The sequence below is a fragment of the Methylobacterium sp. Leaf112 genome, from assembly GCF_001423295.1.
Lineage (GTDB): Bacteria > Pseudomonadota > Alphaproteobacteria > Rhizobiales > Beijerinckiaceae > Methylobacterium.
Window position 1 is genome coordinate 380,197 of sequence record NZ_LMNG01000001.1, and the last position, 21,513, is coordinate 401,709.

Consider the following 21,513-nt stretch of genomic DNA (forward strand, 5'->3'; position numbering starts at 1 on the left):
TCCGATGACCTTCTGGGAAATCCTCGGCGCCGTTCTGTTCATGGCCTTCAAGAGCTTCGTGCTCCTGGCGTTGCTTCTCGTCTTCATCGCCTACGCGTTGCTCGCCGACCGCAAGATCTGGGCGGCGGTGCAGTTGCGGCGCGGCCCCAACGTGGTCGGCCCGTGGGGCCTGTTCCAGTCCTTCGCCGATCTGCTCAAGTTCGTCCTGAAGGAGCCGGTCATTCCGGCCGGCGCCAACAAGGGCCTGTTCCTGCTGGCGCCGCTGGTGTTCGCGACCCTGGCACTCGCCGCCTGGGCGGTGATTCCCTTGGCCGAGGGCTGGGCGCTGGCCGACCTCAATGTCGGCATCACCTACATCTTCGCCATCTCGTCGCTCGGCGTCTACGGCGTCCTCATGGGCGGCTGGGCCTCGAACTCGAAATACGCATTCCTGGGTGCGCTGCGCTCGGCGGCGCAGATGATCTCCTACGAGGTGTCTCTCGGCTTCGTCATCATCTGCGTGCTGCTCTGCGCCGGCTCGCTCAACCTCTCGCGCATCGTCATGGCGCAGGACACGTCGCTCGGCATCCTCGGCTGGTACTGGCTGTGGCTGTTCCCGATGTTCATCGTGTTCTTCATCTCGGCTTTGGCCGAGACCAACCGCCCGCCCTTCGATCTGCCGGAGGCCGAATCCGAGCTCGTGGCCGGCTACATGGTCGAGTATTCCTCGACGCCGTACCTGCTGTTCATGCTCGGCGAGTACGTGGCGATCATGACCATGTGCGCGCTCGGCACGGTGCTGTTCCTCGGCGGTTGGCTCTCGCCGATCCCGTTCGCGCCCTTCACCTGGGTGCCGGGCCTGATCTGGTTCGCCCTGAAGGCCAGCTTCCTGTTCTTCATGATCGCCATGGTGAAGGCCATGGTGCCCCGCTACCGCTACGATCAGCTCATGCGGCTCGGGTGGAAGGTGTTCCTTCCCCTCTCGCTCGTCTCGGTCGTCGTCGTCGCCTTCGTGCTCAAGCTGACCGGCCTCGCGCCGGGCGCCTGACATCATCCAATGGGAGATCCGAGCCATGAAGCTCGATCAGGTCGCCAAGGGCCTTCTGCTCAGGGAGTTCGTGACGGGGTTCGCCCTCGCCATGCGCTACTTCTTCAAGCCGAAGGCCACCATCAACTACCCCTTCGAGATGGGGCACCGGGGGCCGCGCTTCCGGGGCGAGCACGCCCTGCGCCGGTATCCCAACGGCGAGGAGCGCTGCATCGCCTGCAAGCTGTGCGAGGCGATCTGTCCGGCCCAGGCCATCACCATCGAGGCCGGCCCGCGCCGCAACGACGGCACCCGCCGCACCACGCGCTACGACATCGACATGGTGAAGTGCATCTATTGCGGCATGTGTCAGGAGGCGTGCCCGGTGGATGCCATTGTCGAGGGGCCGAACCTCGAATTCTCCGTGGAGACCCGCGAGGAGCTGCTCTACGACAAGGACAAGCTCCTCCTGAACGGCGACCGCTGGGAGCGCGAGATCGCGCGCAACCTCGCCGTGGACGCGCCTTACCGGTAAAGCCGGCGGCTCCGCGGTTGTGCACCGCAGGGCCGGGTTCTATAGACGGGCGGCCTGTCCTGGCCCTGCGAGCGGCTTGCACGGGCCATGGACGAATCAACGGCAGAAGGGGCTGTCCTCGGGACGGCTGATCTCCACAATCGCATGAGTGCAGCCGCAGCCTTCTTCTACCTGTTCGCCGGCGTGACCGTCGCTTCGGGCTTCATGGTGATCGCCTCGCGCAATCCCGTCGCCTCGGTGCTGTACCTCATCCTCGCCTTCGTGAACGCCGCCGGCCTCTTCGTCATGATGGGCGCCGAGTTCCTCGCGATGATCCTCGTCGTGGTTTATGTCGGTGCCGTCGCGGTGCTGTTCCTGTTCGTCGTGATGATGCTCGACGTGGACTTCGCCCAGCTGCGACAGGGCTTTCAGCGCTACCTGCCCATCGGCGCGCTCATCGGGGCGATCTTCCTGATCGAGCTGATCCTCGTCGTCGGCTCCTGGAGCATCGATCCCGATCTGCTGCAGGCGCCCCTGGGGCCGCTCGCCAGCACCGAGGGCGTCACCAACACCCAGGCCCTCGGTCGGGTGCTCTACACCGATTACGTCTTCTACTTCCAGCTCGCCGGCATGATCCTCCTGACGGCGATGATCGGTGCCATCGTGCTCACCCTGCGCGACCGGCCCGGCGTCAAGCGCCAGAACATCTCCGTGCAGAACGCCCGCACGCAGGCCGATGCGGTGGAGACCCGCAAGGTGCCCTCGCGCCAGGGCGTGGAAGTCTGATGGCGGATTCCGGGAGACCCATCCGATGATCGGCCTGAGCCACTACCTCACCGTCGCGGCGATCCTGTTCACCCTCGGGGTGCTCGGGATCTTCATCAACCGCAAGAACGTCATCGTCATCCTGATGTCCGTGGAGCTCATCCTCCTCGCGGTGAACATCAACCTCGTGGCGTTCTCGACCCATCTGAACGACATCACCGGCCAGGTCTTCGCCCTGTTCGTGCTCACCGTGGCGGCGGCCGAGGCAGCCATCGGACTCGCCATCCTCGTCGTGTTCTTCCGCAACCGCGGCTCCATCGCGGTCGAGGACGTGAACATGATGAAGGGTTGAGCACGCCGATCAGATCCAGACCCGATCGAACGGGGCTCAAACGGGCCGCGGGCGGTGACACGAAGACAGGGCTCGTTCGCGAGGCTCCGCGCGTAGCGCGGGACTAGCCACGACCCAGGAGGCCGGACAAGCCAGCGATGTATCACGCGATCGTCTTCTTCCCGCTCATCGGCGCCCTGCTCGCCGGCCTGTTCGGCCGTCAGCTCGGCCCCAAAGTGTGCGAAGCCATCACCACCGGGCTTCTCGCCTTCTCGGCGCTGCTCTCCTGGGGCGTGTTTCTCGAGATCCCGGGGACGGAACACGCCACGCGGGTTCAGGTCGCGACGTGGTTCACCGCGGGTGACCTCGTGGTCGACTGGGCGTTCCGGATCGACACCCTCACGGCCGTGATGCTGGTGGTGGTCACCTCGGTCTCGACCCTCGTCCACCTCTACTCCATCGGCTACATGGCCGAGGACCCGCATCGGCCGCGCTTCTTCGCCTACCTGTCGCTCTTCACCTTCGCCATGCTCATGCTGGTGACGGCCGACAACCTCGTGCAGATGTTCTTCGGCTGGGAGGGCGTCGGCCTCGCCTCCTACCTCCTCATCGGATTCTGGTACGAGAAGCCCTCGGCCAATGCCGCCGCCATGAAGGCCTTCATCGTCAACCGCGTCGGCGATTTCGGCTTCTCGCTCGGCATCTTCCTCGTGTTCGTCCTCACGGGCTCCGTCGCCTTCGACGGCATCTTCGCCCGGGCGCCCGAGATCAAGGACGCGACCTTCCACTTCCTCGGCTACGACTGGAGTGCCTGGACCCTCGCCTGCCTGCTCCTGTTCATGGGGGCCATGGGCAAGTCGGCGCAGTTCCTGCTCCACACCTGGCTGCCCGACGCCATGGAGGGGCCGACGCCGGTCTCCGCCCTCATCCACGCCGCCACCATGGTGACGGCCGGCGTGTTCATGGTCGCGCGCCTGTCGCCGATCTTCGAGCTGGCCCCGAACGCCCTCGTGGTCGTCACGGTGATCGGCGGTATCACGGCGTTCTTCGCCGCCACGGTCGGCCTCGTGCAGAACGACATCAAGCGGGTGATCGCGTACTCGACCTGCTCGCAGCTCGGCTACATGTTCGTGGCGCTCGGCGTCGGCGCCTACTCGGCCGCCGTGTTCCACCTCTTCACCCACGCCTTCTTCAAGGCGCTGCTGTTCCTCGGCGCCGGCTCGGTCATCCACGCGATGCACCACGAGCAGGACATGCGGAACATGGGGAATCTCCGCCGCTACATCCCGTTCACCACCGCGATGATGACCATCGGGACGCTGGCGCTCATCGGCTTCCCGTTCACCGCCGGGTACTATTCCAAGGATGCCATCATCGAGGCGGCCTACGCCTCGACCCGGCCGGGTCACACCCTGGCGTTCTTCGCCACCGTCATCGCCGCCCTGATGACCTCGTTCTATTCCTGGCGCCTGTTCTTCATGACCTTCGAGGGACCGGCGCGTTGGGCCGGACACAGGGCCGCGCATCACGGCGATCATCACGCGGTGGCGCATGCGGGGACATCCGCTCAGGCCGACGGGGCGCCGGGCCACCACGAGGGTGTCGCTCACGACGACAAGGGCCACGACGTGGAGCCCGCCTCGCACAGCGCCATCGAGCACCACGACCATGCGCACACGCCGCATGAGAGCCCGCTGGTGATGACGATCCCGCTCGCCCTCCTGGCCTTCGGTGCCCTGTTCGCCGGCCTGATCTTCAAGAACCGCTTCATCGGCGAGGGCATGGACAAGTTCTGGGGGCATTCCCTCGGCCACGGTCCCGACAACCACATCATGCACGACATCCACTCGGTGCCGGCCCTGGTGGCCTACTCGCCAGCCATCATGATGCTCATCGGTTTCGTCCTGGCGTTCTGGATGTACATCCGCCGGCCCGAACTGCCCGGCCAGCTCGCCGCCCAGCAGCCGAGCCTGTACCGGTTCCTGCTCAACAAGTGGTACTTCGACGAGCTCTACGATCGGATCTTCGTTCGACCGGCCAAGGATTTCGGCAAGTTCCTCTGGAAGGAGGGCGATGGCCGGGTCATCGACGGCATGGGTCCCGACGGGATCGCCACCCGCGTGATGGACGTCACCCGCGGCGTCGTCCGGCTCCAGACCGGCTACGTCTACCACTACGCCTTCGTCATGCTCGTCGGTGTCGCCGGCTTTATCAGCTGGTACATGCTCACCGGCCTGCCCAAGGTCGCACATTGATGGTCGCGAAGAAGCACGGGAGCGCCCGCTAGATGTTCGGCCTCGGAATCCTCTCCGGCCTCCTGATCGTGCCCCTGTGCGGCGCGGCTTTCATCCTCACCCTTGGGGACGACACGGAGGCCTCGAAGCGCAACGCCCGCTGGGCGGCCCTCGCCACCACGCTCCTCACTTTCCTCCTGTCCCTGGTGGCCTGGAGCCGGTTCGACGCGACCACGTCGAGCTTCCAGCTCATCGAGACCCATGCGTGGCTGACCGAGTCGATCCGGTTCAAGCTCGGCGTCGACGGCTTCTCGATGCCGCTGATCCTGCTGACCACGTTCCTGATGCCGTTCTGCATCGGCGCCTCGTGGCTCTCCATCGATAAGCGGGTGAAGGAGTACTACGTCGCCTTCCTCGTCCTTGAGACAACGATGATCGGCGTGTTCCAGGCCCTCGATCTGGTGCTGTTCTATCTGTTCTTCGAGGCAGGCCTGATCCCGATGTTCCTCATCATCGGCATCTGGGGCGGCAAGCGGCGCATCTACGCCAGCTTCAAGTTCTTCCTCTACACCCTGCTCGGGTCCGTGCTGATGCTGCTCGCCATCATGGCGATGTACTGGCACGCCGGCACCACCGACATCCCGACCCTGCTGCACACCCGCTTCCCCACGGGGATGCAGACCTGGCTGTGGCTCGCCTTCTTCGCCTCCTTCGCGGTGAAGATGCCCATGTGGCCGGTCCACACCTGGCTGCCCGACGCGCACGTGGAGGCGCCAACCGCCGGCTCGGTGATCCTGGCGGGCATCCTGCTCAAGATGGGCGGCTACGGCTTCATCCGCATCTCCCTGCCGATGTTCCCCGACGCATCCCTCGCTTTCGCCCCGATGGTGTTCGCGCTCTCGGTCGTCGCGATCATCTTCACGTCGCTGATCGCGATGATGCAGACGGACATCAAGAAGCTCATCGCCTACTCGTCCGTGGCGCATATGGGCTTCGTGACCCTCGGCCTGTTCACCCTCAACGAGCAGGGCATTCAGGGCGCCCTGTTCCTGATGATCTCCCACGGCATCGTCTCGGGCGCGCTCTTTCTCTGCGTCGGCGTGGTCTACGACCGGATGCACACCCGCGAGATCGCCGCCTATGGCGGCCTCGTGAAGCGCATGCCCCTCTACGCGGCGGCCATGATGGTGTTCACCATGGCCAACGTCGGCCTGCCCGGCACCTCGGGCTTCGTCGGAGAGTTCCTCGCCATGATGGGCGCCTTCAAGGCCAACCCCACCGTGGCGTTCTTCTCGGTGTTCGGCATCATCCTGTCGGCGGGCTACGCCCTGTGGCTCTACGCCCGGGTGATCTACGGCAAGCTCGAGAAGCCCAACCTCCAGGGGATTTTCGATCTCGATCTGCGTGAGAAGATCATCATCGCGCCGCTCGTCGCCCTGACGATCTATTACGGGGTCCATCCGGCCCCGATCCTCGACACCTTCGCCCCCTCGACGGAGGCCTTGATGCAGAGCATGAAGACCGCGCTCTCGAACACGCAGACGGCGGCCGCCCTCCCGCCCGTCGCGCGCTGAAAGCTTCGATCCGATGACCGTCGCCCAATCCGTCCTGCCCGCGCTCTGGCCCGCCCTGCCGGAATTGATCCTCGGCGTCGGCGTCCTCGTCCTCGTCCTCTACGGGTCGTTCCGGGGCGAGCGCTCGGCCGAGGGTGTCAATGTCGGCGCCCTGCTGCTGCTGGTCTTGGCCCTGTTCGTGGTCATGTCCCAGCCGGGCACCAAGGTGACGACGCTGAACGGCTCGTTCATCGTCGACGGCTTCTCGAAGGTGATGAAGGCCCTGATCCTGCTGGGCTCCGCCGCCTCGATCCTGCTGTCGCGCGACTACTTCCAGCGCGAGCGCATCGACCGGTTCGAGTTTCCGATCCTCATCGTACTCTCCACCCTCGGCATGATGGTCATGGCGTCGGCCAACGACCTGATCTCGCTCTATCTCGGCCTCGAACTGCAGTCGCTCGCGGCCTACGTCATCGCGGCCTTCCACCGCGACAACCTGAAATCCACCGAAGCCGGCCTGAAGTACTTCGTCCTCGGCGCGCTCTCGTCGGGCATGCTGCTTTACGGCTCGTCCCTGGTCTACGGCTTCACCGGCACGGTTTCGTTCCCCGGCATCGTCGCGGCCCTGAACGACACCACCGTCGGCTTCGGTCTCGTTCTCGGCATCGTGTTCGTGGCCGCCGGCGTCGCGTTCAAGCTCGCGGCCGTGCCGTTCCACATGTGGACGCCGGACGTCTACGAGGGCTCGCCGACGCCCGTCACCGCGTTCTTCGCCTCGGCCCCGAAGATGGCCGCCATGGCCATGACCGTGCGGATCTTCATCGGCGCCTTCCCGGACGTGACGGCGGTCTGGCAGCAGATCATCGTGTTCGTCGCCATCGCCTCCATGGCGCTCGGTTCGTTCGCCGCCATCGGACAGCGCTCCATCAAGCGGCTGATGGCGTATTCCTCCATCGGCAACGTCGGCTACGCCCTCGTCGGCCTGGCGGCGAGTTCGCAGGCGGGCATCAGCGGCGTGGTGATCTACATGATCATCTATCTCGCCATGACGCTGGGCGCCTTCGCCGTGATCCTGTCGCTCCGCCGGGGTGGACAGATGTTCGAGACGGTCGACGACCTGTCCGGCCTGTCGCGCACCCACCCGGTTCTGGCCTTCTGTCTCGCCGCGATGATGTTCTCCCTCGCGGGGATTCCGCCGCTCGCCGGGTTCTTCGCGAAGTTCTACGTCTTCGCTGCGGCCATCGAGGCCAACCTCGTGGCGCTCGCCATCATCGGCGTCGTCACCAGCGTGGTCGGGGCGTTCTATTATCTCCGCCTCGTCAAGGTGATGTACTTCGATGAGCCGTTGGCACCCTACGATCCCATGGCGCCCGGCCTGCGCATCGTGCTCGGCCTCTCCAGCGCCGTGGTGATCCTGTTCGTGCTGCTGCCGGCGCCCCTCGTGGGGGCCGCGGGGGCGGCCGCGAAGTCGCTGTTCGCCGGGTCCTGAGGCGCGAGCCTTGAGCGGCTACCACCTCGGAGCCCTGGCGCGGGCGGCCGGACACCGGCTGCACGTTCACGACTGCCTCGGCTCCACCAACACCGAGGCCTTGGAGCGGGCGCGCGACGGCGAGGCCGGCCCCCTCTGGGTGGTCGCCCATCGCCAGACCGCAGGGCGCGGCCGGCGCGGAAACAACTGGGCCTCCTTGCCCGGCAACCTCACCGCCAGTGTGCTCTGGCCGGTGCAGGACGTCGATCCAGCTGTGGTGCCGACCCTGGGTTTCGTCGCCGGCGTCGGGCTGATGGCAGCCTTTCGCCAAGCCGGCGTTGGCAGCATCGCCTTGAAATGGCCCAACGACATCCTGGCCTCCGGGGCCAAGCTCGCCGGCCTCCTCCTCGAGGCCGAGACGCTCCCTGGTGGGCGGCGCTGCGTGGTCATGGGCTTCGGCGTCAACGTCGCTGCGGCACCGGAGGGCTTGCCTTATCCGGCTACGTGCCTCAGGCAGATGCGGCATGCCACGCGCGCCGAGGATCTGTTCGTCGAACTGACGGATGGGATCGTCGACGCCGCGCGAGTATGGGATCGTGGCCGGGGATTCTCAGAAATCCGCGAACGCTGGATCGCCGACGCTGCCGGACTCGGCGCGAGGGTGACCGTTCGGACCGGCGACACCCGCGTGGACGGAATTTTCGAGACGATCGACGGGGCCGGGCGGCTCGTTGTCCGATCGGAGGATGGAACGCGACGGACCGTGACGGCGGGCGAGGTGCATCTGGGTACGGCCGCGACGGCGGCTTGAGGTTCAAGTGAAAATGACGACAGGGCAAGACGAACTCGTCTTCGTGCCGCTCGGCGGCGTGGGCGAGATCGGCATGAACGCGGCGTTGTACGGCTTCGGGCCGGCCAAGCGCCGCAAATGGATCATGGTCGATTGCGGCATGGGCTTTGCCGGGGAAGAGGGCTTTCCCGGCATCGACCTGATGTTCCCGGACCTGAGCTTCATCGAGGAGCGCAAGGACGATCTCCTCGGGATCTTCATCACCCATGCGCACGAGGACCATATCGGCGCCATCGGTGAGCTGTGGCCCAAGCTCAAGGCGCCGGTCTACGCCACGCGCTTCGCCAAGAATCTGCTGGAAGCCCGTCGCCTCAGCGAGCCGGGTGCTCCGAAGGTGGTGCTCAAGGAGATCCAGGCCGGACGCCGCGTCCAGCTCGGCCCCTTCGACATCGAGTACATCCCCGTCTCGCACTCGATCCCCGAGTCGAACGCGGTGGCCATCCGCACGCCCCATGGCCTGCTGCTCCACACCGGCGACTGGAAGCTCGACCCGACCCCGATCCTCGGCGACGTCACCTCCGAGGCGACGTTCCGGGCGTTGGGCGACGAGGGCATCCTCGCCATGATCAGCGATTCGACCAACGTGGTGCGCGAGGGGCGCTCCCCGAGCGAGGCCGAGGTCGCCGCCACCCTGCGCGAGCTGATCTCCGAGGCACCCCACCGCGTCGCGGTGACAACCTTCGCGTCCAACGTTGCCCGGATGCGGGCCGTCGCCGAGGCCGCTCAGGCTTGCGGCCGCGAGGTCGTGGCCGTCGGTCGTGCCATGGATCGGGTCATCGGCGTAGCCCGCGAATGCGGATTCCTCGACGGCCTGCCCGAGTTCCGCTCGGCCGACGCCTATGGGTATCTCCCACGCGACAAGGTGGTGTGCCTGCTCACGGGTTCGCAGGGCGAAGAGCGCGCGGCCCTGGCCCGTGTCTCGCGCGACGACCATCCCGACGTGACCCTGGCCGCCGGCGATCGGGTGATCTTCTCCTCCCGTGCGATCCCGGGCAACGAGCGGGCCGTGGGTGCGATCATCAACGATCTCATCAACGCCGGTATCGAGGTGGTCACCGACCGGACCAAGCTCGTCCATGTCTCGGGCCATCCCCGGCGCGACGAGATGGCCGAGATGTACGCCTGGACCCGGCCGCAGACGGCGATCCCCGTCCACGGGGAGGCCCTGCACCTCGACGAGCACGCGCGATTCGCACGGGCCCAGGGCGTGCCGAACATCGTCAAGGCCCGCAACGGCAGCGTCGTGCGCCTCGCGCCCGGCACGCCGGAGATCGTCGATCACGTCAAGGCCGGCCGTCTGTTCAAGGATGGCAACATCCTCATCGACGCCAAGGACCGGGCGATTCCCGAGCGGCGCAAGCTGGCGCAGGCCGGCCTCGTCTCCGTCGCCATCGCCATCGACGAACAGGGCGAAGTCCTGGGCGAACCCGCCATCGACATCATCGGCCTGCCCAATCGCGGCCGGACCGGTCAGCCCATGCTGGACGTGGTGATCGAGTGCGTCTCCCGCACCCTCGGCGGTCTGTCGAAGGCTAAGCGTAAGGACGCCGAGGCCGTCGAGAAGGCCGTCGACCGGGCGATCCGCTCGGGCGTCAACGAAGTCTGGGGCAAGAAGCCCGCCTGCCACATCCAGGTGGTCGAAGTCTGAGCCTCACGCCCCTCTCTCCCCGCGCGGAGAGAGGGGCGCGCGCCAGCGGATTCATCACGGAGGGAGCAAACATGATCGGACGCCTCAACCACGTCGCCATCGCCGTGCGCGATCTCGATGCCGCCTGCGCCATCTATCGCGATACCCTCGGCGCCACGGTCACCGAGCCGCTGCCGCAGCCCGAGCACGGCGTCACGGTCGTGTTCGTCAACCTGCCCAACAGCAAGGTCGAGCTCATGGCCCCCCTGGGCGAGGGCTCGCCCATCGAGGGCTTCGTCGAGCGCAATCCGAACGGCGGCGTCCACCACGTCTGCTACGAGGTCGACGACATCCTGGCGGCCCGCGACAAGCTCAAGGCACAGGGCGCCCGCGTGCTCGGCACCGGCGAGCCCAAGATCGGCGCCCATGGCAAGCCGGTGCTGTTTCTCCACCCCAAAGACTTCCTCGGGACCCTCGTCGAGCTGGAGCAGGTCTGACCCGCATGGGCGCCGTTCTCAACGCCGTCGCCGCCTCGACTTTGCGGACGCTGGCGGCCATGCTGCTGGTCGTCGGCCTCGTGGTCGTCGTGGCGGTGAGCCAGTTCAAGCTGACGGTGATCGGCGCCTTCGCACTCTACTTCGTCGTGTGGTGGACGCTGTTGTTCGCGATCCTGCCGATCCGAAACCAGGCGGAGACCGATCCGGCCCGGGTCGTGCCGGGCCAGGATCCCGGCGCTCCAGCCTCCCCGCGCCTGCGCGAGAAGGCGCTCTGGACCACACTGCTCGCCAGCGTGGTGTTCCTGATCGCGATCCCGGTCTTCGAGCTGGCCGGGCTGTAGTCGCATCGGCGGCGCGTCCGGAAGGCGGGCATAAAAAAAGCAAGGCCTGAGCCTTGCTTTTGAAAAGACGGTCGATGGCGCAGCCTATTTATCTCACGCATCTTGACGGCGTGGCGGCTGATTTTTCCTCCCAAGACTCGGGCACGTCGCGGCCACTCGAGGGCTTTGCGACCAGCACCGGGCGCTTATAGGAATAAGAATTCCCATTGTCACGTCTCCGGGGATGGAGTTCGGCGTTTTTCTACCGGAAACGCACCAAACTGTTATCCGCCGCACCGAGGCGGCCACCGGCGGGGATCACAGCGGCCTGCGGTGTCGCCCGGCTGCGCTTGTATTTTCCCGGTGCAATGTGTTGTGTGCCCCGGCGTGCCTGACATCGGGGCACGCTGGTCCAGGGCCTTCCATGCGTCTCTCCCGCTATTTCCTCCCCACCTTGCGCGAGACGCCCAAGGAGGCCGAGATCGTCTCGCACCGGCTCATGCTGCGGGCCGGCCTCGTGCGCCAGGAATCCGCGGGCATCTACGCTTGGCTGCCGCTGGGCCTGCGAGTACTCAACCGCGTCTGCGCCGTGATCCGCGAAGAGCAGGACCGGGCGGGCGCCATCGAGCTCCTGATGCCGTCCATCCAGTCGGCGGACCTCTGGAAGGAATCCGGGCGCTACGAGGCCTACGGCAAGGAGATGCTTCGCATCTCCGACCGTCACGACCGCGAGATGCTGTTCGGCCCCACCGCCGAGGAGGTCGTCACCGAGATTTTTCGCGGGAGCGTGAAATCCTACAAGGACCTGCCGAAGAATCTCTACCAGATCTCGTGGAAGTTCCGCGACGAGGTGCGGCCCCGCTTCGGCACCATGCGTTCGCGCGAGTTCCTGATGAAGGATGCCTACTCGTTCGATATCGACCAGGCGGCGGCGCGCCACGCCTACAACCGCATGTTCGTGGCGTACCTGCGCACCTTCGCGGGCCTCGGGCTGAAGGCGATCCCCATGCGGGCCGATACCGGCCCCATCGGCGGCGACCTCAGCCACGAGTTCATCATCCTGGCGCAGACGGGCGAGAGCGAGGTGTTCTGCGACCGCCAGTACCTCGACTTCGAGACTCCGCCGGTCACCACGGACTTCGAGGATGTCGCCGGCCTCCAGGGCACCGTTGACCGCTGGACCTCGCACTACGCCGCCACCAGCGAGATGCACGAGCCGGCTGCCTTCGCGGAGGTGTCGCAGGACAACCAGATGGCCGCGCGCGGCATCGAGGTCGGGCACATCTTCTACTTCGGCACCAAGTATTCCGAGCCCATGGGCGCCAGGGTCACCGGTCCCGACGGGGTCGAGCGCCCGGTTCATATGGGTTCCTACGGCATCGGCCCGAGCCGGCTCGTGGCCGCCATCATCGAGGCCTCCCACGACGAGGCCGGCATCGTCTGGCCGGATTCCGTGGCACCGTTCGACGTGGCGCTCATCAACCTCAAGACCGGTGACGCGGCCACCGACGCGGCCTGCACGGAGATCCAGGGCACCCTGGAGGCCGCCGGCCTCACGGTGCTCTACGACGACCGCGACGAGCGTCCGGGCGCCAAGTTCGCCACGGCCGACCTCATCGGCCTGCCCTGGCAGGTCATCGTCGGGCCGCGCGGTCTCGCCGAGGGCAAGGTCGAGATCAAGCGTCGGGCCGGCGGCGAGCGCGAGACCATCGCGCCCATCGATCTCCTCTCCCGCCTGAAGCGGGTCTGACCCCGCCATGGCAGCGGCGTTGATGGACCGGCTGAAGGGAGCCGGCGCCCTGTTCCGGCGCGGCAGCACGCCACCGTTCGCCGGGTTCGAGTGGATCCTCGCCGGGCGCTACCTGCGCGCGCGGCGGCGCGGCGGCGGCGTGTCCGTGGTGGCGTTCTTCTCGGTGCTGGGCATCGCCCTCGGCGTCGCGACGCTCATCATCGTTCTGTCGGTGATGAACGGCTTCCGGACGGAATTGCTGTCGAAGATCGTCGGCATCAACGGGCACGTCTTCGTCACGCCGATCGATCGCCTCTTCACCGATTTCGAGGACCTCTCCGACCGTCTGGCGAAGGTCGCGGGGGTGCGCGCCGCGATCCCCCTCGTCGAGGGGCAGGCCTTCGCCTCCTCGCCGTATGGGGGCAGCGGCGTCCTCGTGCGCGGCATCCGGGCGGACGACCTCGACAAGATCGGCTCCATCGCCAAGAACATCCGGGGCGGCACCCTGGCGGGATTCGAGGACGGCACCGGCGTCGCCATCGGCCGGCGTCTGGCCGAGGCTCTCGGGCTGCAGGCGGGCGACAACATCACCCTGTCGACGCCCAAGGGCGCGACGACGCCGTTCGGCACGGCGCCGCGCACCAAGTCCTACGTGGTCAAGGCGATCTTCGAGATCGGCATGACCGAGTTCGACGCCACCTTCGTGTTCATGCCGCTCGCCGAATCGCAGGCCTTCTTCAACCGCGACAACGACGTCAGTCTCATCGAGGTGTACCTCGACAACGCCGACGGGGTGGCGGCCATGCGGCCCGACCTCGAGATGGCGGCAGAGCGTCCGGTGCTCCTCACCGACTGGCGCCAGCGCAACCGCACCTTCTTCGGGGCGCTGGAGGTGGAGCGGAACGTGATGTTCCTCATCCTCAGCCTCATCGTGGTGGTGGCGACCCTGAACATCGTCTCGGGGCTGATCCTCCTCGTGCGCGACAAGTCGAGCGACATCGCCATCCTGCGCACCATGGGGGCCACGCCCGGTACGGTGATGCGGGTGTTCCTCATCAACGGGGCGTTGATCGGCGTTGTCGGAACCCTCAGCGGCCTCGGCCTCGGCATCCTCATCACCCTCAACATCAAGCCGATCCAGCGCGTGCTGTTTCCCTCCGCCTGGGACCCCACCGTGCGGTTCCTCGCCGAGATTCCGGCGGAGATGAATTCGAGCGAGATCACCGTGGTGGTCGTCACCTCCATCGTCCTGTCGCTCGTCGCGACCCTGTATCCCTCTTGGCGCGCCGCCCGGCTCGATCCGGTGCAGGCCCTGCGCTACGGCTGAGCGAAAGCTTTAGGATTCCCATGACCACGACAGCCGATGCGTCCGGCGTGCAGCCGGTCCCGGCCCTGTTCTTCGCCAAGGTGGAGCGGCGCTACACCCAAGGGGCCGGGGCCCTCGATATCCTGCGCGGCGCCGATTTCGCGATTTGGCCCGGCGAACTCGTCGCGCTGGTCGCCCCCTCGGGCGCCGGCAAATCGACCCTGCTGCATATCGCCGGCCTGCTCGAGCGGCCCGATGCCGGCGAAGTCTTCCTCGGCGGCCGGCCCACCGCCGCCATGGCGGATTCCGAGCGCACCCGCATCCGCCGGGAGGAGATGGGCTTCGTCTATCAGTTCCACCATCTCCTGCCCGAGTTCTCCGCCCTGGAGAACGTGGTGATGCCCCAGCTCATCCGCGGCCTGTCGGGCAAGGAGGCCAAGGCCCGGGCCACCGAACTCCTCAGCTTTCTCGGCCTCAAGGATCGCCTGATCCATCGCCCGGCCGAACTCTCCGGCGGCGAGCAGCAGCGCGTCGCCATCGCCCGCGCGGTCGCCAACGGGCCGCGCCTGCTCCTCGCCGACGAGCCGACCGGCAACCTCGACCCGCACACCGCCGCGCACGTCTTCGGCATCCTCGTCTCGCTCGTGCGTGCGTCCGGCCTCGCCGCCCTGGTGGCCACCCACAACATGGAGCTCGCCGCCCGCATGGACCGGCGCGTGACGATCCGCGACGGCTTGATCGAGCCGCTGGACTGATACGGTTTCCGGATGATCGATACCGGCACGGTCTCAGGCAGCCCGCGCGGCACCTGAGCGAAGCCCCAATCCGTAATCGCGAAGCGATCGACTGGTATGAGGCGGCGGCGCCGATCGTCCGTCGCGCGCGCCTTCGGTCAGCCGGTGATGCGAAACCGTCCGCCCCAGGCCTACTCGGCGGCGACGCGAAGGTGGGCCGCCTGATCCGACGCGTTCTCGGTCCCGTCGCGCCAGCCCGCGCGGACCGGGGCGAGCGCCACCTGGTTCCGGCCGTTGTGCTTGGCGCGGTACAGGGCCGTGTCGGCGGCCTTGACGAGGTCGGCACTGTTGCTGGACGTGCTCGGCACGGAGGAGACTCCGAGGGAGGCGGAGATCTTCGCCCCGTGCGCGCCCGACAGATCCTCGATCCGGGCGCGGATCTGCTCTGCCTTCAGGGCCGCATCCGGCAGGTCGCAATCCGGCAGGAACACGATCATTTCCTCGCCGCCGTAGCGGCACGCCACGTCGGTCTCCCGCAGGGCGCCGACGATGGCGGCCGCGGCCTCGCGCAGCACGGCGTCGCCCGTGGCGTGGCCGTGCTCGTCGTTGAGGCGCTTGAAGTGGTCGAGGTCGATCATGATCACCGAGACCTTCCGGCCCTCGCGTTCGGCGAGGCGGACGTAGCGGTCGAGGCTGTCCTCCATGTAGCGCCGGTTGTAGAGGCCGGTCAGCGGGTCGCGCAGGGCCTGATTGCGCAGCTTTTCCCGCAGCGCGATGTTCGAGAGCGCCAACGACATGGCGTCCCCGAGGGCCGAACTGAGCGGCAGGATGGCGGCGAGGCGCTGCTCCGCGTCCGAGCCCTCGGCGAAGACCTGGAGCAGGCCGAGATTCTCGCCCCGCGCGACCATGGGGATTTCGAGGGCCGCGAAGCCGGAGGCGTGATGCTCGCAACACAGCGCCCTGGCGCCACTGCGGTTGATGTGCGGCTTCCCGCGCTTCATCGCCCAGCACTGATTGATGGTGATCGATTCGGGCAGGGGCTCTCCGGCGTCGCAGGCCCAGGAGGTCGACAGGATGAGACGGTCGCGGGAATTGTTGAACACGTAGAGCGCGCCGCCGAACCCGCCGATGAGTTCGCCGGCCGTGGCCCGCAAGACCGCATTGGCGTCGTGGTGGTCGGTCGCGCTCTGGAGCATGTCCGTCATCTCGAACAGGTGCCCGACCTGCGTGCGCGAGGCGTCCATCGCCTGGATCGCCGCCGCCCGGGCCTGCGCCTCCCGCGCGCCGGAGCGGAAGGCGAAGATCATCATGCCGGCGATCACGAGCTGGGACAGGAGCACCACGCTCTTGCCGATCTCGATCCGCGTCTCGTGGTCGGCGAAGTGGGAGTTCCAATCCGCCAGGAAGCTCTCGAAGGCATGGCGCATCTTCCCCATCAGGGCGGCGCTCCTGCGGTCCCCGAGGAGGCCCTGGGCTTCGTCCAGCTTCCCGGCGCGCACGCGTTCGAGGGCGTCGGTCCAGATCGCCTCGAGGGATTTCAGGGTGGCGTCCGCCGACAATCCGGTTCCGTCCGGCGCCTTGAGGAAGCGGTCGAGCCGCGCGAGGTGGGAATCGCGCCGGCTGTGGAGTGCCTCGAAGGCACGGCTGTACTCGCCGTACTTGCCATCCCGTTCCCCGATCGCCCGATTGAGAACGTAGGCCTCCGCATCCATCAGGGCTTCCTGCGCGATGCGCATCTGCCGTCCGCCTTCCCGCAGGTCGATGAGCGCCTGCTGGTGCGCGTTGGTGTAGAAGAAGCCCGAGAGCACGATCGTGATCATGACCACGACGAGGCCGACCTGCGCCAGGAGGCGCCGCCGGGCGTTGCCGCGCCGTTCGAGGGGACCGGCGGTCCCTCGTGCGTGTTCGTTGACGGCCATGTTTCCAACCGGCTCCGCGCCCGAGTCCATCGATACCTCGCCGCACTGGGGCATGGATCCGCTTTCTTCCGGTGAAAGAAGATGGCTAAGAAAATCCGTATTTCGGTCGATACGGTCTTCCCCGCTTCGTCCGCCGCGTGACCCGGCGCACCCCTGGCCCCGGAACGTGCTGCACCGCGGCAAGTTGACGTGCGATCCCGCGCGGTGGGCCGCGTGCGGGGCACCGGAGATTGGGACGATGAGCACTGACGCCGCACACGACACGCCGCCGCCGAGCGACAGCCCGACCGCGCCGCCCTGCACCCTCGTCATCTTCGGCGCCTCGGGCGACCTCACCAAGCGCCTGCTGATGCCGGCCCTGTACAATCTCTCGGCCGGCAAGCTGCTCGACGACGGCTTCAAGATCATCGGCGTCGACCACAACAGCAACACCGACGAGGGCTGGCGCGAGAGCCTCTCGCAGACCATGCAATCCTTCACCACCGACAGGACGTCCGAGTTCCACCCCGACCACATCGACGAGACCGCCTGGGGCTTCGTGCGCGACCGCCTGCATTTCCGGCACGGCGATTTCGCCGAGGCCGGGACCTTCCGGGATCTCGCCGGGGTGCTCACCGGCAACGTGGTGTTCTACCTCGCGGTCTCGGCCCGGTTCTTCGGTCCCATCGTCGAGCAGCTCGGGGCGGCCGGGCTCCTGAAACAGGCGGATGGCGCCTTCCGCCGGGTGGTGGTGGAAAAGCCGTTCGGCAGCGATCTGGCGTCGGCCAAGGCCCTGAACGCGACGCTGCTGGCCCAGGGCGACGAGACCCAGTTCTTCCGCATCGACCATTTCCTCGGTAAGGAGACCGTGCAGAGCATCCTGGCCCTGCGCTTCGCCAACGGCCTGCTGGAGCCGGTCTGGCGCGCCGAACACGTCGCCGCCATCGAGATCACCGCCGCGGAGACCATCGGGGTGGAGGAGCGCGGTGCGTTCTACGAGCCCACCGGCGCCCTGCGGGACATGGTGCCGAACCACCTGTTCCAGCTGCTGTGCATGGTCGCCATGGAGGCGCCCGACAGCCTCGCGGCCGAGGCCGTCCGCGACGCCAAGAGCCGGCTCCTCGAAGCCATCCGGCCGATCCCGCCCGAGGACGCCGTGCGGGGCCAATACACGGCCGGCACCGAACTCGGCAAAGCCGTGATCGGCTACCGCGACGAGCCGAATGTGGCGGCGGAGTCCGGCACCGAAACCTACGTCGCCCTGAAGCTCACCATCGATACCCCGCGCTGGACCGGCGTGCCGTTCTACCTGCGCACGGGCAAGCGCATGACCGACCGGGCCACCGAGATCGCCGTGCACTTCAAGAGGCCGGCGCACTCGCCGTTCTCTACGACCTCCGGGATGGTGCCCGATATCCTGCGCCTGCGCATCGATCCCGAGCAGGGCATGAGCCTCGGCCTCAACGCCAAGCGGCCGGGCCCCGAGATGCGCCTCGGCCGGGTGGTCGCCACCTTCGATTACGGCGATTTCTTCCACGAGACCCCGAGCGTCGGCTACGAGACCTTGCTGTACGATTGCATGACCGGGGACGCGACCCTGTTCCAGCGCGCCGACGGGATCGAGGCCGCCTGGACGGCCGTCGAACCCCTGCTGGCGGCGTGGCGGGACTCGCCCGTGGCGTTCTACGCCGCCGGCAGCGACGGGCCGGATGAGGCCACGGCTTTGCTCGCCCGCGACGGCCATTCCTGGCTACCGCTCGGCGAGGCTTGAGCGCACCCCGCCCGGGCCGACCTTACTCGGTCCGATCTTGCCCGGTCCGGGTTTGCGTCGGCCCACCTCGCGCACCGGCGTCAGCTCCGACAGCTGGTCGTGGTGGAGCAGCACGACGTTCGTCGCCGCCGCGAGCTTGCGCGCGGCCGGGGTGAAGCCGGCATTCGACACCACCGCCGCCATGTCGCCCGACCAGTAGCGCAGGGCGGCGGCGATCTCCTGCACGGCGCCGTTGCCCACCGGCTTGCCGTAGCGCTTGCACTGGACGACGAGGCGTACGCCCGCGCGCTCCGCGACGATGTCGGCGCCCTGGTCGCCGCTGGCCTGGGTCGCTCGCGCGTTCCAGCCGGCCTCCCGCAGGCGCTCGGCGCAGAAGCGCTCGTAGGCGATGCCCTCCTCCGGCGCATCGGCCTCGTCGGGCAGCGGATACGCCGCGGCGGCGCGCTCGATGGTGGCCAGGATCGTCTCCCAGAGGGCGTCGCCCTCCTCGCCGTAGCCCCTCGCATCGAGGGCGGGTAGAATCGTCCGTTCGGCGAAGTATTCGCGTTCGCGTACCCATCCGTCATCGATCCGATTGCCGTAGGCATCGACGAAGCACTCCTGGCGCCTGCGTAGAGCCAGCGTCGCGGCGTGCTGTCGGGCAAGGTTTCGGATGAGGCGGCGGATGCGCCGGGGGCGGTCGAGGCGGTGCAGCCCGATGGCCGCGAGGCAGAGGCCCGTGGCAACCAGGGCCGGTGCGCCGTAGACGAACGCGGCGGCGCCCCCGGCGAGGCCGGTCCAGAACAAGCGTGCGACGAGGCGCGAGCGGCCCGGCATGGAGGGTTCCCGATACGGGCCGCCGGGCCATCGGGGCCGGGCTCACGGCCGCGCCGGAGAACCCTGGCACGCGCCCGTTGCGCGATCTCTAACGCCCCCTGGGCGCCGACGTTTTGGAGTGGATAACACGGGGCCGGCCCCGGTTCGCCTGGGACAAGCCCTCGGCCCGGATCGCATTCGCACCGGGCCGGCGCGTCACGCCACGCGGTCGCGCAAGGTTTCGCCGGATGCCCTGCCGGCGATGCTTTGCCCTGCCGGGGATACTTGAGCGGCGTCGAACGGGGCGGATGGCCCGGTCCGACGCCGTCGGGGCTCACGCGTCCGCGGCGACCTTCGGACGACGGCCGCGGGCCACGGCGGGCTTGGCCTCCGTGGCCTTGGCTTCGGTCGACTTGACGTCGGCGGGCTTGGCTTCGGCGGCGGCGGCGATCTGCTTGCGACGCTGCTGGCCCAGGCCCATGTTCTTCGCCAGTTCCGAACGGGCGGCCGCATAGTTCGGCGCCACCATTGGATAGTCGCTCGGAAGGTTCCACTTGGCACGGTACTGGTCCGGCGTCATGTCGTAGCGCGTGCGCAGGTGGCGCTTGAGCGACTTGAACTTCTTCCCGTCTTCCAGGCAGACGAGATAATCGGGCGTGATCGAGCGCTTGACCGAGACGGCGGGGGTGAGCGGCTCGCTCTTCTCTTCCGCAGCGGGGGCCGTGAGGCGCCCGAGGGTCGCGTGAACGGACGCGATGAGGCTCGGGAGCTCGACGGCCGGCACCGAATTGTTGCTCACGAACGCGGAAACGATGTCCGCCGCGAGTTCGATGTAATCCGGCATTGTCTCGTCATCCACCTTCATCATCCACCCCCATTGATACAGTGCCCGGAATTTTCGGCGACCAGGCAATCTTTAGCGCCGTGGTCACGTGAGCAATCAAAAATCCGTGACTAGGAAGCTACTATGACGCCGTAAGTCGAAGCGCAAGAGGCATAGGAATGTTCGCTGGTAATGCGAACTTTAACTACCTAAGCGAACCGCGACGATGGAACGGTGTTCAACAACCGTAACTGGGTTCGAAAAAATCCAAGACGGCTGCTTGGGTACGAAATTGTATTCATTTCAGTTGGTGCCGGTTCGTCGTCGATTCGGCCGATCAGCACTCGAAGATCGAACAAGTCTGTACGTTTTTTACCAAAACAGACCGCTCGGGCCCCCGAACCACCGAAACCGTGGGTTCGCCCCCGATCTCGGCCGGGTCCGGACGGGCGGAGCGCGAGACCGCCGCCCGGGCCGGGTCAGCGCGGGGCCGGCCCGTCCTGCGCCCGCAGGCCGTAGGTCTTGAAGCGCTCCACCGTCCGGGCGATCTCGTCGTCGGGCAGGATCACGGGCGCCCCCACCTGCAGGGCGATGGCGTATTGCCGGCACAGGGCCTCCATCTCCACGGCGAGCCACAGGGCCTTGGCGAGGTCCGGCCCCGTGGCGATCATGCCGTGGTTGGCGAGCAGGCAGCCTCCGCGTCCCTCCAGGGCTTCGAGGGCGAGGGCGGAGAGTGCGTCGGTGCCGTAGGGGGCGTAGGGGGCGCACCGGATCGTCGGCCCGCCCACCGCCGCGATCATGTAATGCACCGCCGGAATCGTGCGTCCGCACAGGGCGAAGGCGGTGCAGTAATCCGGGTGGGCGTGCACCACGGCGTGGACGTCCGGCCGCCGGGCCAGGATATCGCGATGGAAGCGCCATTCCGAGGACGGGGCGAAGCGGTGGTCGTGGGTGCCCGCGAAGGTCATCGGCACGATGCTCTCCGGGGTCAGCGCCTCGGCCGGGACGCCGGAGGGGCTGACGAGGAAGCCGTCGCCGTGCCGCACGGAGACGTTGCCGGAGGTGCCCTGGCTCAGCCCGAGGGTGAGCAGGTCGCGCATGGCCGCGACGACGCCGCGGGCCGCTTCAATCCGGTCCGGCTCCATCCGGTCCGGCTTCATCCCGTCCGGCTGGGCGGCGCGAGCGTTGTCCGGAGTAGGAAGTCGGCCGTCGTCGGAAGGCGTCACTTGCGAAGGTGTCACTTGCGAAGGTGTCTCTTGCATCGAAACGTCTCCAGGGGTTGGGTCCGGGGG

At 67.4% G+C, this 21,513-nt stretch carries 19 protein-coding genes; 15 read left to right on the forward strand and 4 right to left on the reverse strand.

Annotated elements, in window-relative coordinates; genetic code table 11:
- The first annotated feature begins 4 nt into the window (after nucleotides 1-4).
- The 14 genes from nuoH (at nucleotide 5) to ASF52_RS01895 (ending at nucleotide 14,955) form a co-directional block, all read left to right on the forward strand.
- The gene (gene nuoH / locus ASF52_RS01830; protein ID WP_056166565.1) at nucleotides 5-1,027 is read left to right on the forward strand and encodes an NADH-quinone oxidoreductase subunit NuoH; all 1,023 of its coding nucleotides are present in this window, start codon (nucleotides 5-7) and stop codon (nucleotides 1,025-1,027) included.
- Nucleotides 1,028-1,052: 25 nt separating this feature from the next.
- Nucleotides 1,053-1,541 (forward strand): NADH-quinone oxidoreductase subunit NuoI, encoded by a 489-nt coding sequence (gene nuoI / locus ASF52_RS01835; protein WP_056166568.1) that lies wholly within the window; start codon nucleotides 1,053-1,055, stop codon nucleotides 1,539-1,541.
- A gap of 144 nt (nucleotides 1,542-1,685) precedes the next feature.
- Nucleotides 1,686-2,306, forward strand: coding sequence for an NADH-quinone oxidoreductase subunit J (locus tag ASF52_RS01840; protein ID WP_056166570.1), 621 nt, complete (start codon nucleotides 1,686-1,688; stop codon nucleotides 2,304-2,306).
- Between the two features lie 25 nt (nucleotides 2,307-2,331).
- Nucleotides 2,332-2,637: an NADH-quinone oxidoreductase subunit NuoK gene (nuoK, locus tag ASF52_RS01845; RefSeq protein ID WP_056089088.1), complete on the forward strand. Its 306-nt coding sequence runs from the start codon at nucleotides 2,332-2,334 to the stop codon at nucleotides 2,635-2,637.
- Nucleotides 2,638-2,774: 137 nt separating this feature from the next.
- Nucleotides 2,775-4,871 (forward strand): NADH-quinone oxidoreductase subunit L, encoded by a 2,097-nt coding sequence (gene nuoL, locus ASF52_RS01850; RefSeq protein ID WP_056166573.1) that lies wholly within the window; start codon nucleotides 2,775-2,777, stop codon nucleotides 4,869-4,871.
- Between the two features lie 32 nt (nucleotides 4,872-4,903).
- Nucleotides 4,904-6,424, forward strand: coding sequence for an NADH-quinone oxidoreductase subunit M (locus tag ASF52_RS01855; RefSeq protein WP_056166576.1), 1,521 nt, complete (start codon nucleotides 4,904-4,906; stop codon nucleotides 6,422-6,424).
- Between the two features lie 13 nt (nucleotides 6,425-6,437).
- Nucleotides 6,438-7,892, forward strand: coding sequence for an NADH-quinone oxidoreductase subunit NuoN (gene nuoN, locus ASF52_RS01860; protein ID WP_056166579.1), 1,455 nt, complete (start codon nucleotides 6,438-6,440; stop codon nucleotides 7,890-7,892).
- A gap of 10 nt (nucleotides 7,893-7,902) precedes the next feature.
- Complete coding sequence (locus ASF52_RS01865; RefSeq protein WP_056166582.1) at nucleotides 7,903-8,682, forward strand: biotin--[acetyl-CoA-carboxylase] ligase; 780 nt, start codon at nucleotides 7,903-7,905, stop codon at nucleotides 8,680-8,682.
- Between the two features lie 13 nt (nucleotides 8,683-8,695).
- Nucleotides 8,696-10,369 carry a ribonuclease J gene (locus ASF52_RS01870; RefSeq protein WP_056166585.1) on the forward strand — a complete coding sequence of 558 codons (1,674 nt, stop codon included), beginning with the start codon at nucleotides 8,696-8,698 and terminating at the stop codon, nucleotides 10,367-10,369.
- Nucleotides 10,370-10,440: 71 nt separating this feature from the next.
- Nucleotides 10,441-10,845 (forward strand): methylmalonyl-CoA epimerase, encoded by a 405-nt coding sequence (mce, locus tag ASF52_RS01875; RefSeq protein ID WP_056166588.1) that lies wholly within the window; start codon nucleotides 10,441-10,443, stop codon nucleotides 10,843-10,845.
- A gap of 5 nt (nucleotides 10,846-10,850) precedes the next feature.
- Nucleotides 10,851-11,186, forward strand: a complete 336-nt coding sequence (locus ASF52_RS01880) for a DUF1467 family protein (RefSeq protein ID WP_156368825.1) — start codon at nucleotides 10,851-10,853, stop codon at nucleotides 11,184-11,186.
- Between the two features lie 403 nt (nucleotides 11,187-11,589).
- Nucleotides 11,590-12,915 (forward strand): proline--tRNA ligase, encoded by a 1,326-nt coding sequence (gene proS / locus ASF52_RS01885; RefSeq protein WP_056166593.1) that lies wholly within the window; start codon nucleotides 11,590-11,592, stop codon nucleotides 12,913-12,915.
- 7 nt (nucleotides 12,916-12,922) lie between these two features.
- Nucleotides 12,923-14,221 carry a lipoprotein-releasing ABC transporter permease subunit gene (locus tag ASF52_RS01890; protein ID WP_056166606.1) on the forward strand — a complete coding sequence of 433 codons (1,299 nt, stop codon included), beginning with the start codon at nucleotides 12,923-12,925 and terminating at the stop codon, nucleotides 14,219-14,221.
- A gap of 20 nt (nucleotides 14,222-14,241) precedes the next feature.
- On the forward strand, nucleotides 14,242-14,955 hold the full coding sequence (locus ASF52_RS01895; protein ID WP_056166610.1) for an ABC transporter ATP-binding protein: 714 nt from the start codon (nucleotides 14,242-14,244) through the stop codon (nucleotides 14,953-14,955).
- 170 nt (nucleotides 14,956-15,125) lie between these two features.
- On the opposite strand, the gene ASF52_RS01900 is transcribed toward ASF52_RS01895, so the two are convergent.
- On the reverse strand, nucleotides 15,126-16,853 hold the full coding sequence (locus tag ASF52_RS01900) for a GGDEF domain-containing protein (protein ID WP_056166612.1): 1,728 nt from the start codon (nucleotides 16,851-16,853) through the stop codon (nucleotides 15,126-15,128).
- A 238-nt stretch (nucleotides 16,854-17,091) separates the two neighbouring features.
- Between ASF52_RS01900 and zwf the strand changes: the two genes are divergently transcribed.
- The gene (gene zwf / locus ASF52_RS01905; RefSeq protein WP_056166616.1) at nucleotides 17,092-18,603 is read left to right on the forward strand and encodes a glucose-6-phosphate dehydrogenase; all 1,512 of its coding nucleotides are present in this window, start codon (nucleotides 17,092-17,094) and stop codon (nucleotides 18,601-18,603) included.
- Here zwf and ASF52_RS01910 read toward each other — a convergent pair.
- The 3 genes from ASF52_RS01910 to ASF52_RS01920 form a co-directional block, all read right to left on the reverse strand.
- A complete protein-coding gene (locus ASF52_RS01910) occupies nucleotides 18,583-19,419 on the reverse strand; it encodes a restriction endonuclease (RefSeq protein ID WP_082515147.1) in 837 nt (278 codons plus the stop codon). The two genes, zwf and ASF52_RS01910, sit on opposite strands and share 21 nt — an antisense overlap.
- A 313-nt stretch (nucleotides 19,420-19,732) precedes the next feature.
- Nucleotides 19,733-20,263 carry a MucR family transcriptional regulator gene (locus ASF52_RS01915; protein WP_056166975.1) on the reverse strand — a complete coding sequence of 177 codons (531 nt, stop codon included), beginning with the start codon at nucleotides 20,261-20,263 and terminating at the stop codon, nucleotides 19,733-19,735.
- Between the two features lie 437 nt (nucleotides 20,264-20,700).
- Nucleotides 20,701-21,381 (reverse strand): class II aldolase/adducin family protein, encoded by a 681-nt coding sequence (locus ASF52_RS01920; RefSeq protein WP_244473659.1) that lies wholly within the window; start codon nucleotides 21,379-21,381, stop codon nucleotides 20,701-20,703.
- Between the last annotated feature and the right edge of the window lie 132 nt (nucleotides 21,382-21,513).

Bases quoted from the DNA above. Each gene is read 5' to 3' on its own strand.
- ASF52_RS01870 (WP_056166585.1), top strand. From the start codon at position 8,696: ATGACGACAGGGCAAGACGAACTCGTCTTCGTGCCGCTCGGCGGCGTG.
- nuoN (WP_056166579.1), top strand. From the start codon at position 6,438: ATGACCGTCGCCCAATCCGTCCTGCCCGCGCTCTGGCCCGCCCTGCCG.
- proS (WP_056166593.1), top strand. From the start codon at position 11,590: ATGCGTCTCTCCCGCTATTTCCTCCCCACCTTGCGCGAGACGCCCAAG.
- ASF52_RS01920 (WP_244473659.1), bottom strand. From the start codon at position 21,381: ATGAAGCCGGACCGGATGGAGCCGGACCGGATTGAAGCGGCCCGCGGC.
- ASF52_RS01915 (WP_056166975.1), bottom strand. From the start codon at position 20,263: ATGAAGGTGGATGACGAGACAATGCCGGATTACATCGAACTCGCGGCG.
- nuoK (WP_056089088.1), top strand. From the start codon at position 2,332: ATGATCGGCCTGAGCCACTACCTCACCGTCGCGGCGATCCTGTTCACC.
- ASF52_RS01890 (WP_056166606.1), top strand. From the start codon at position 12,923: ATGGCAGCGGCGTTGATGGACCGGCTGAAGGGAGCCGGCGCCCTGTTC.
- ASF52_RS01900 (WP_056166612.1), bottom strand. From the start codon at position 16,853: ATGGCCGTCAACGAACACGCACGAGGGACCGCCGGTCCCCTCGAACGG.
- zwf (WP_056166616.1), top strand. From the start codon at position 17,092: ATGAGCACTGACGCCGCACACGACACGCCGCCGCCGAGCGACAGCCCG.
- ASF52_RS01910 (WP_082515147.1), bottom strand. From the start codon at position 19,419: ATGCCGGGCCGCTCGCGCCTCGTCGCACGCTTGTTCTGGACCGGCCTC.
- ASF52_RS01855 (WP_056166576.1), top strand. From the start codon at position 4,904: ATGTTCGGCCTCGGAATCCTCTCCGGCCTCCTGATCGTGCCCCTGTGC.
- mce (WP_056166588.1), top strand. From the start codon at position 10,441: ATGATCGGACGCCTCAACCACGTCGCCATCGCCGTGCGCGATCTCGAT.
- nuoL (WP_056166573.1), top strand. From the start codon at position 2,775: ATGTATCACGCGATCGTCTTCTTCCCGCTCATCGGCGCCCTGCTCGCC.
- ASF52_RS01895 (WP_056166610.1), top strand. From the start codon at position 14,242: ATGACCACGACAGCCGATGCGTCCGGCGTGCAGCCGGTCCCGGCCCTG.
- ASF52_RS01880 (WP_156368825.1), top strand. From the start codon at position 10,851: ATGGGCGCCGTTCTCAACGCCGTCGCCGCCTCGACTTTGCGGACGCTG.
- ASF52_RS01840 (WP_056166570.1), top strand. From the start codon at position 1,686: ATGAGTGCAGCCGCAGCCTTCTTCTACCTGTTCGCCGGCGTGACCGTC.
- nuoH (WP_056166565.1), top strand. From the start codon at position 5: ATGACCTTCTGGGAAATCCTCGGCGCCGTTCTGTTCATGGCCTTCAAG.
- nuoI (WP_056166568.1), top strand. From the start codon at position 1,053: ATGAAGCTCGATCAGGTCGCCAAGGGCCTTCTGCTCAGGGAGTTCGTG.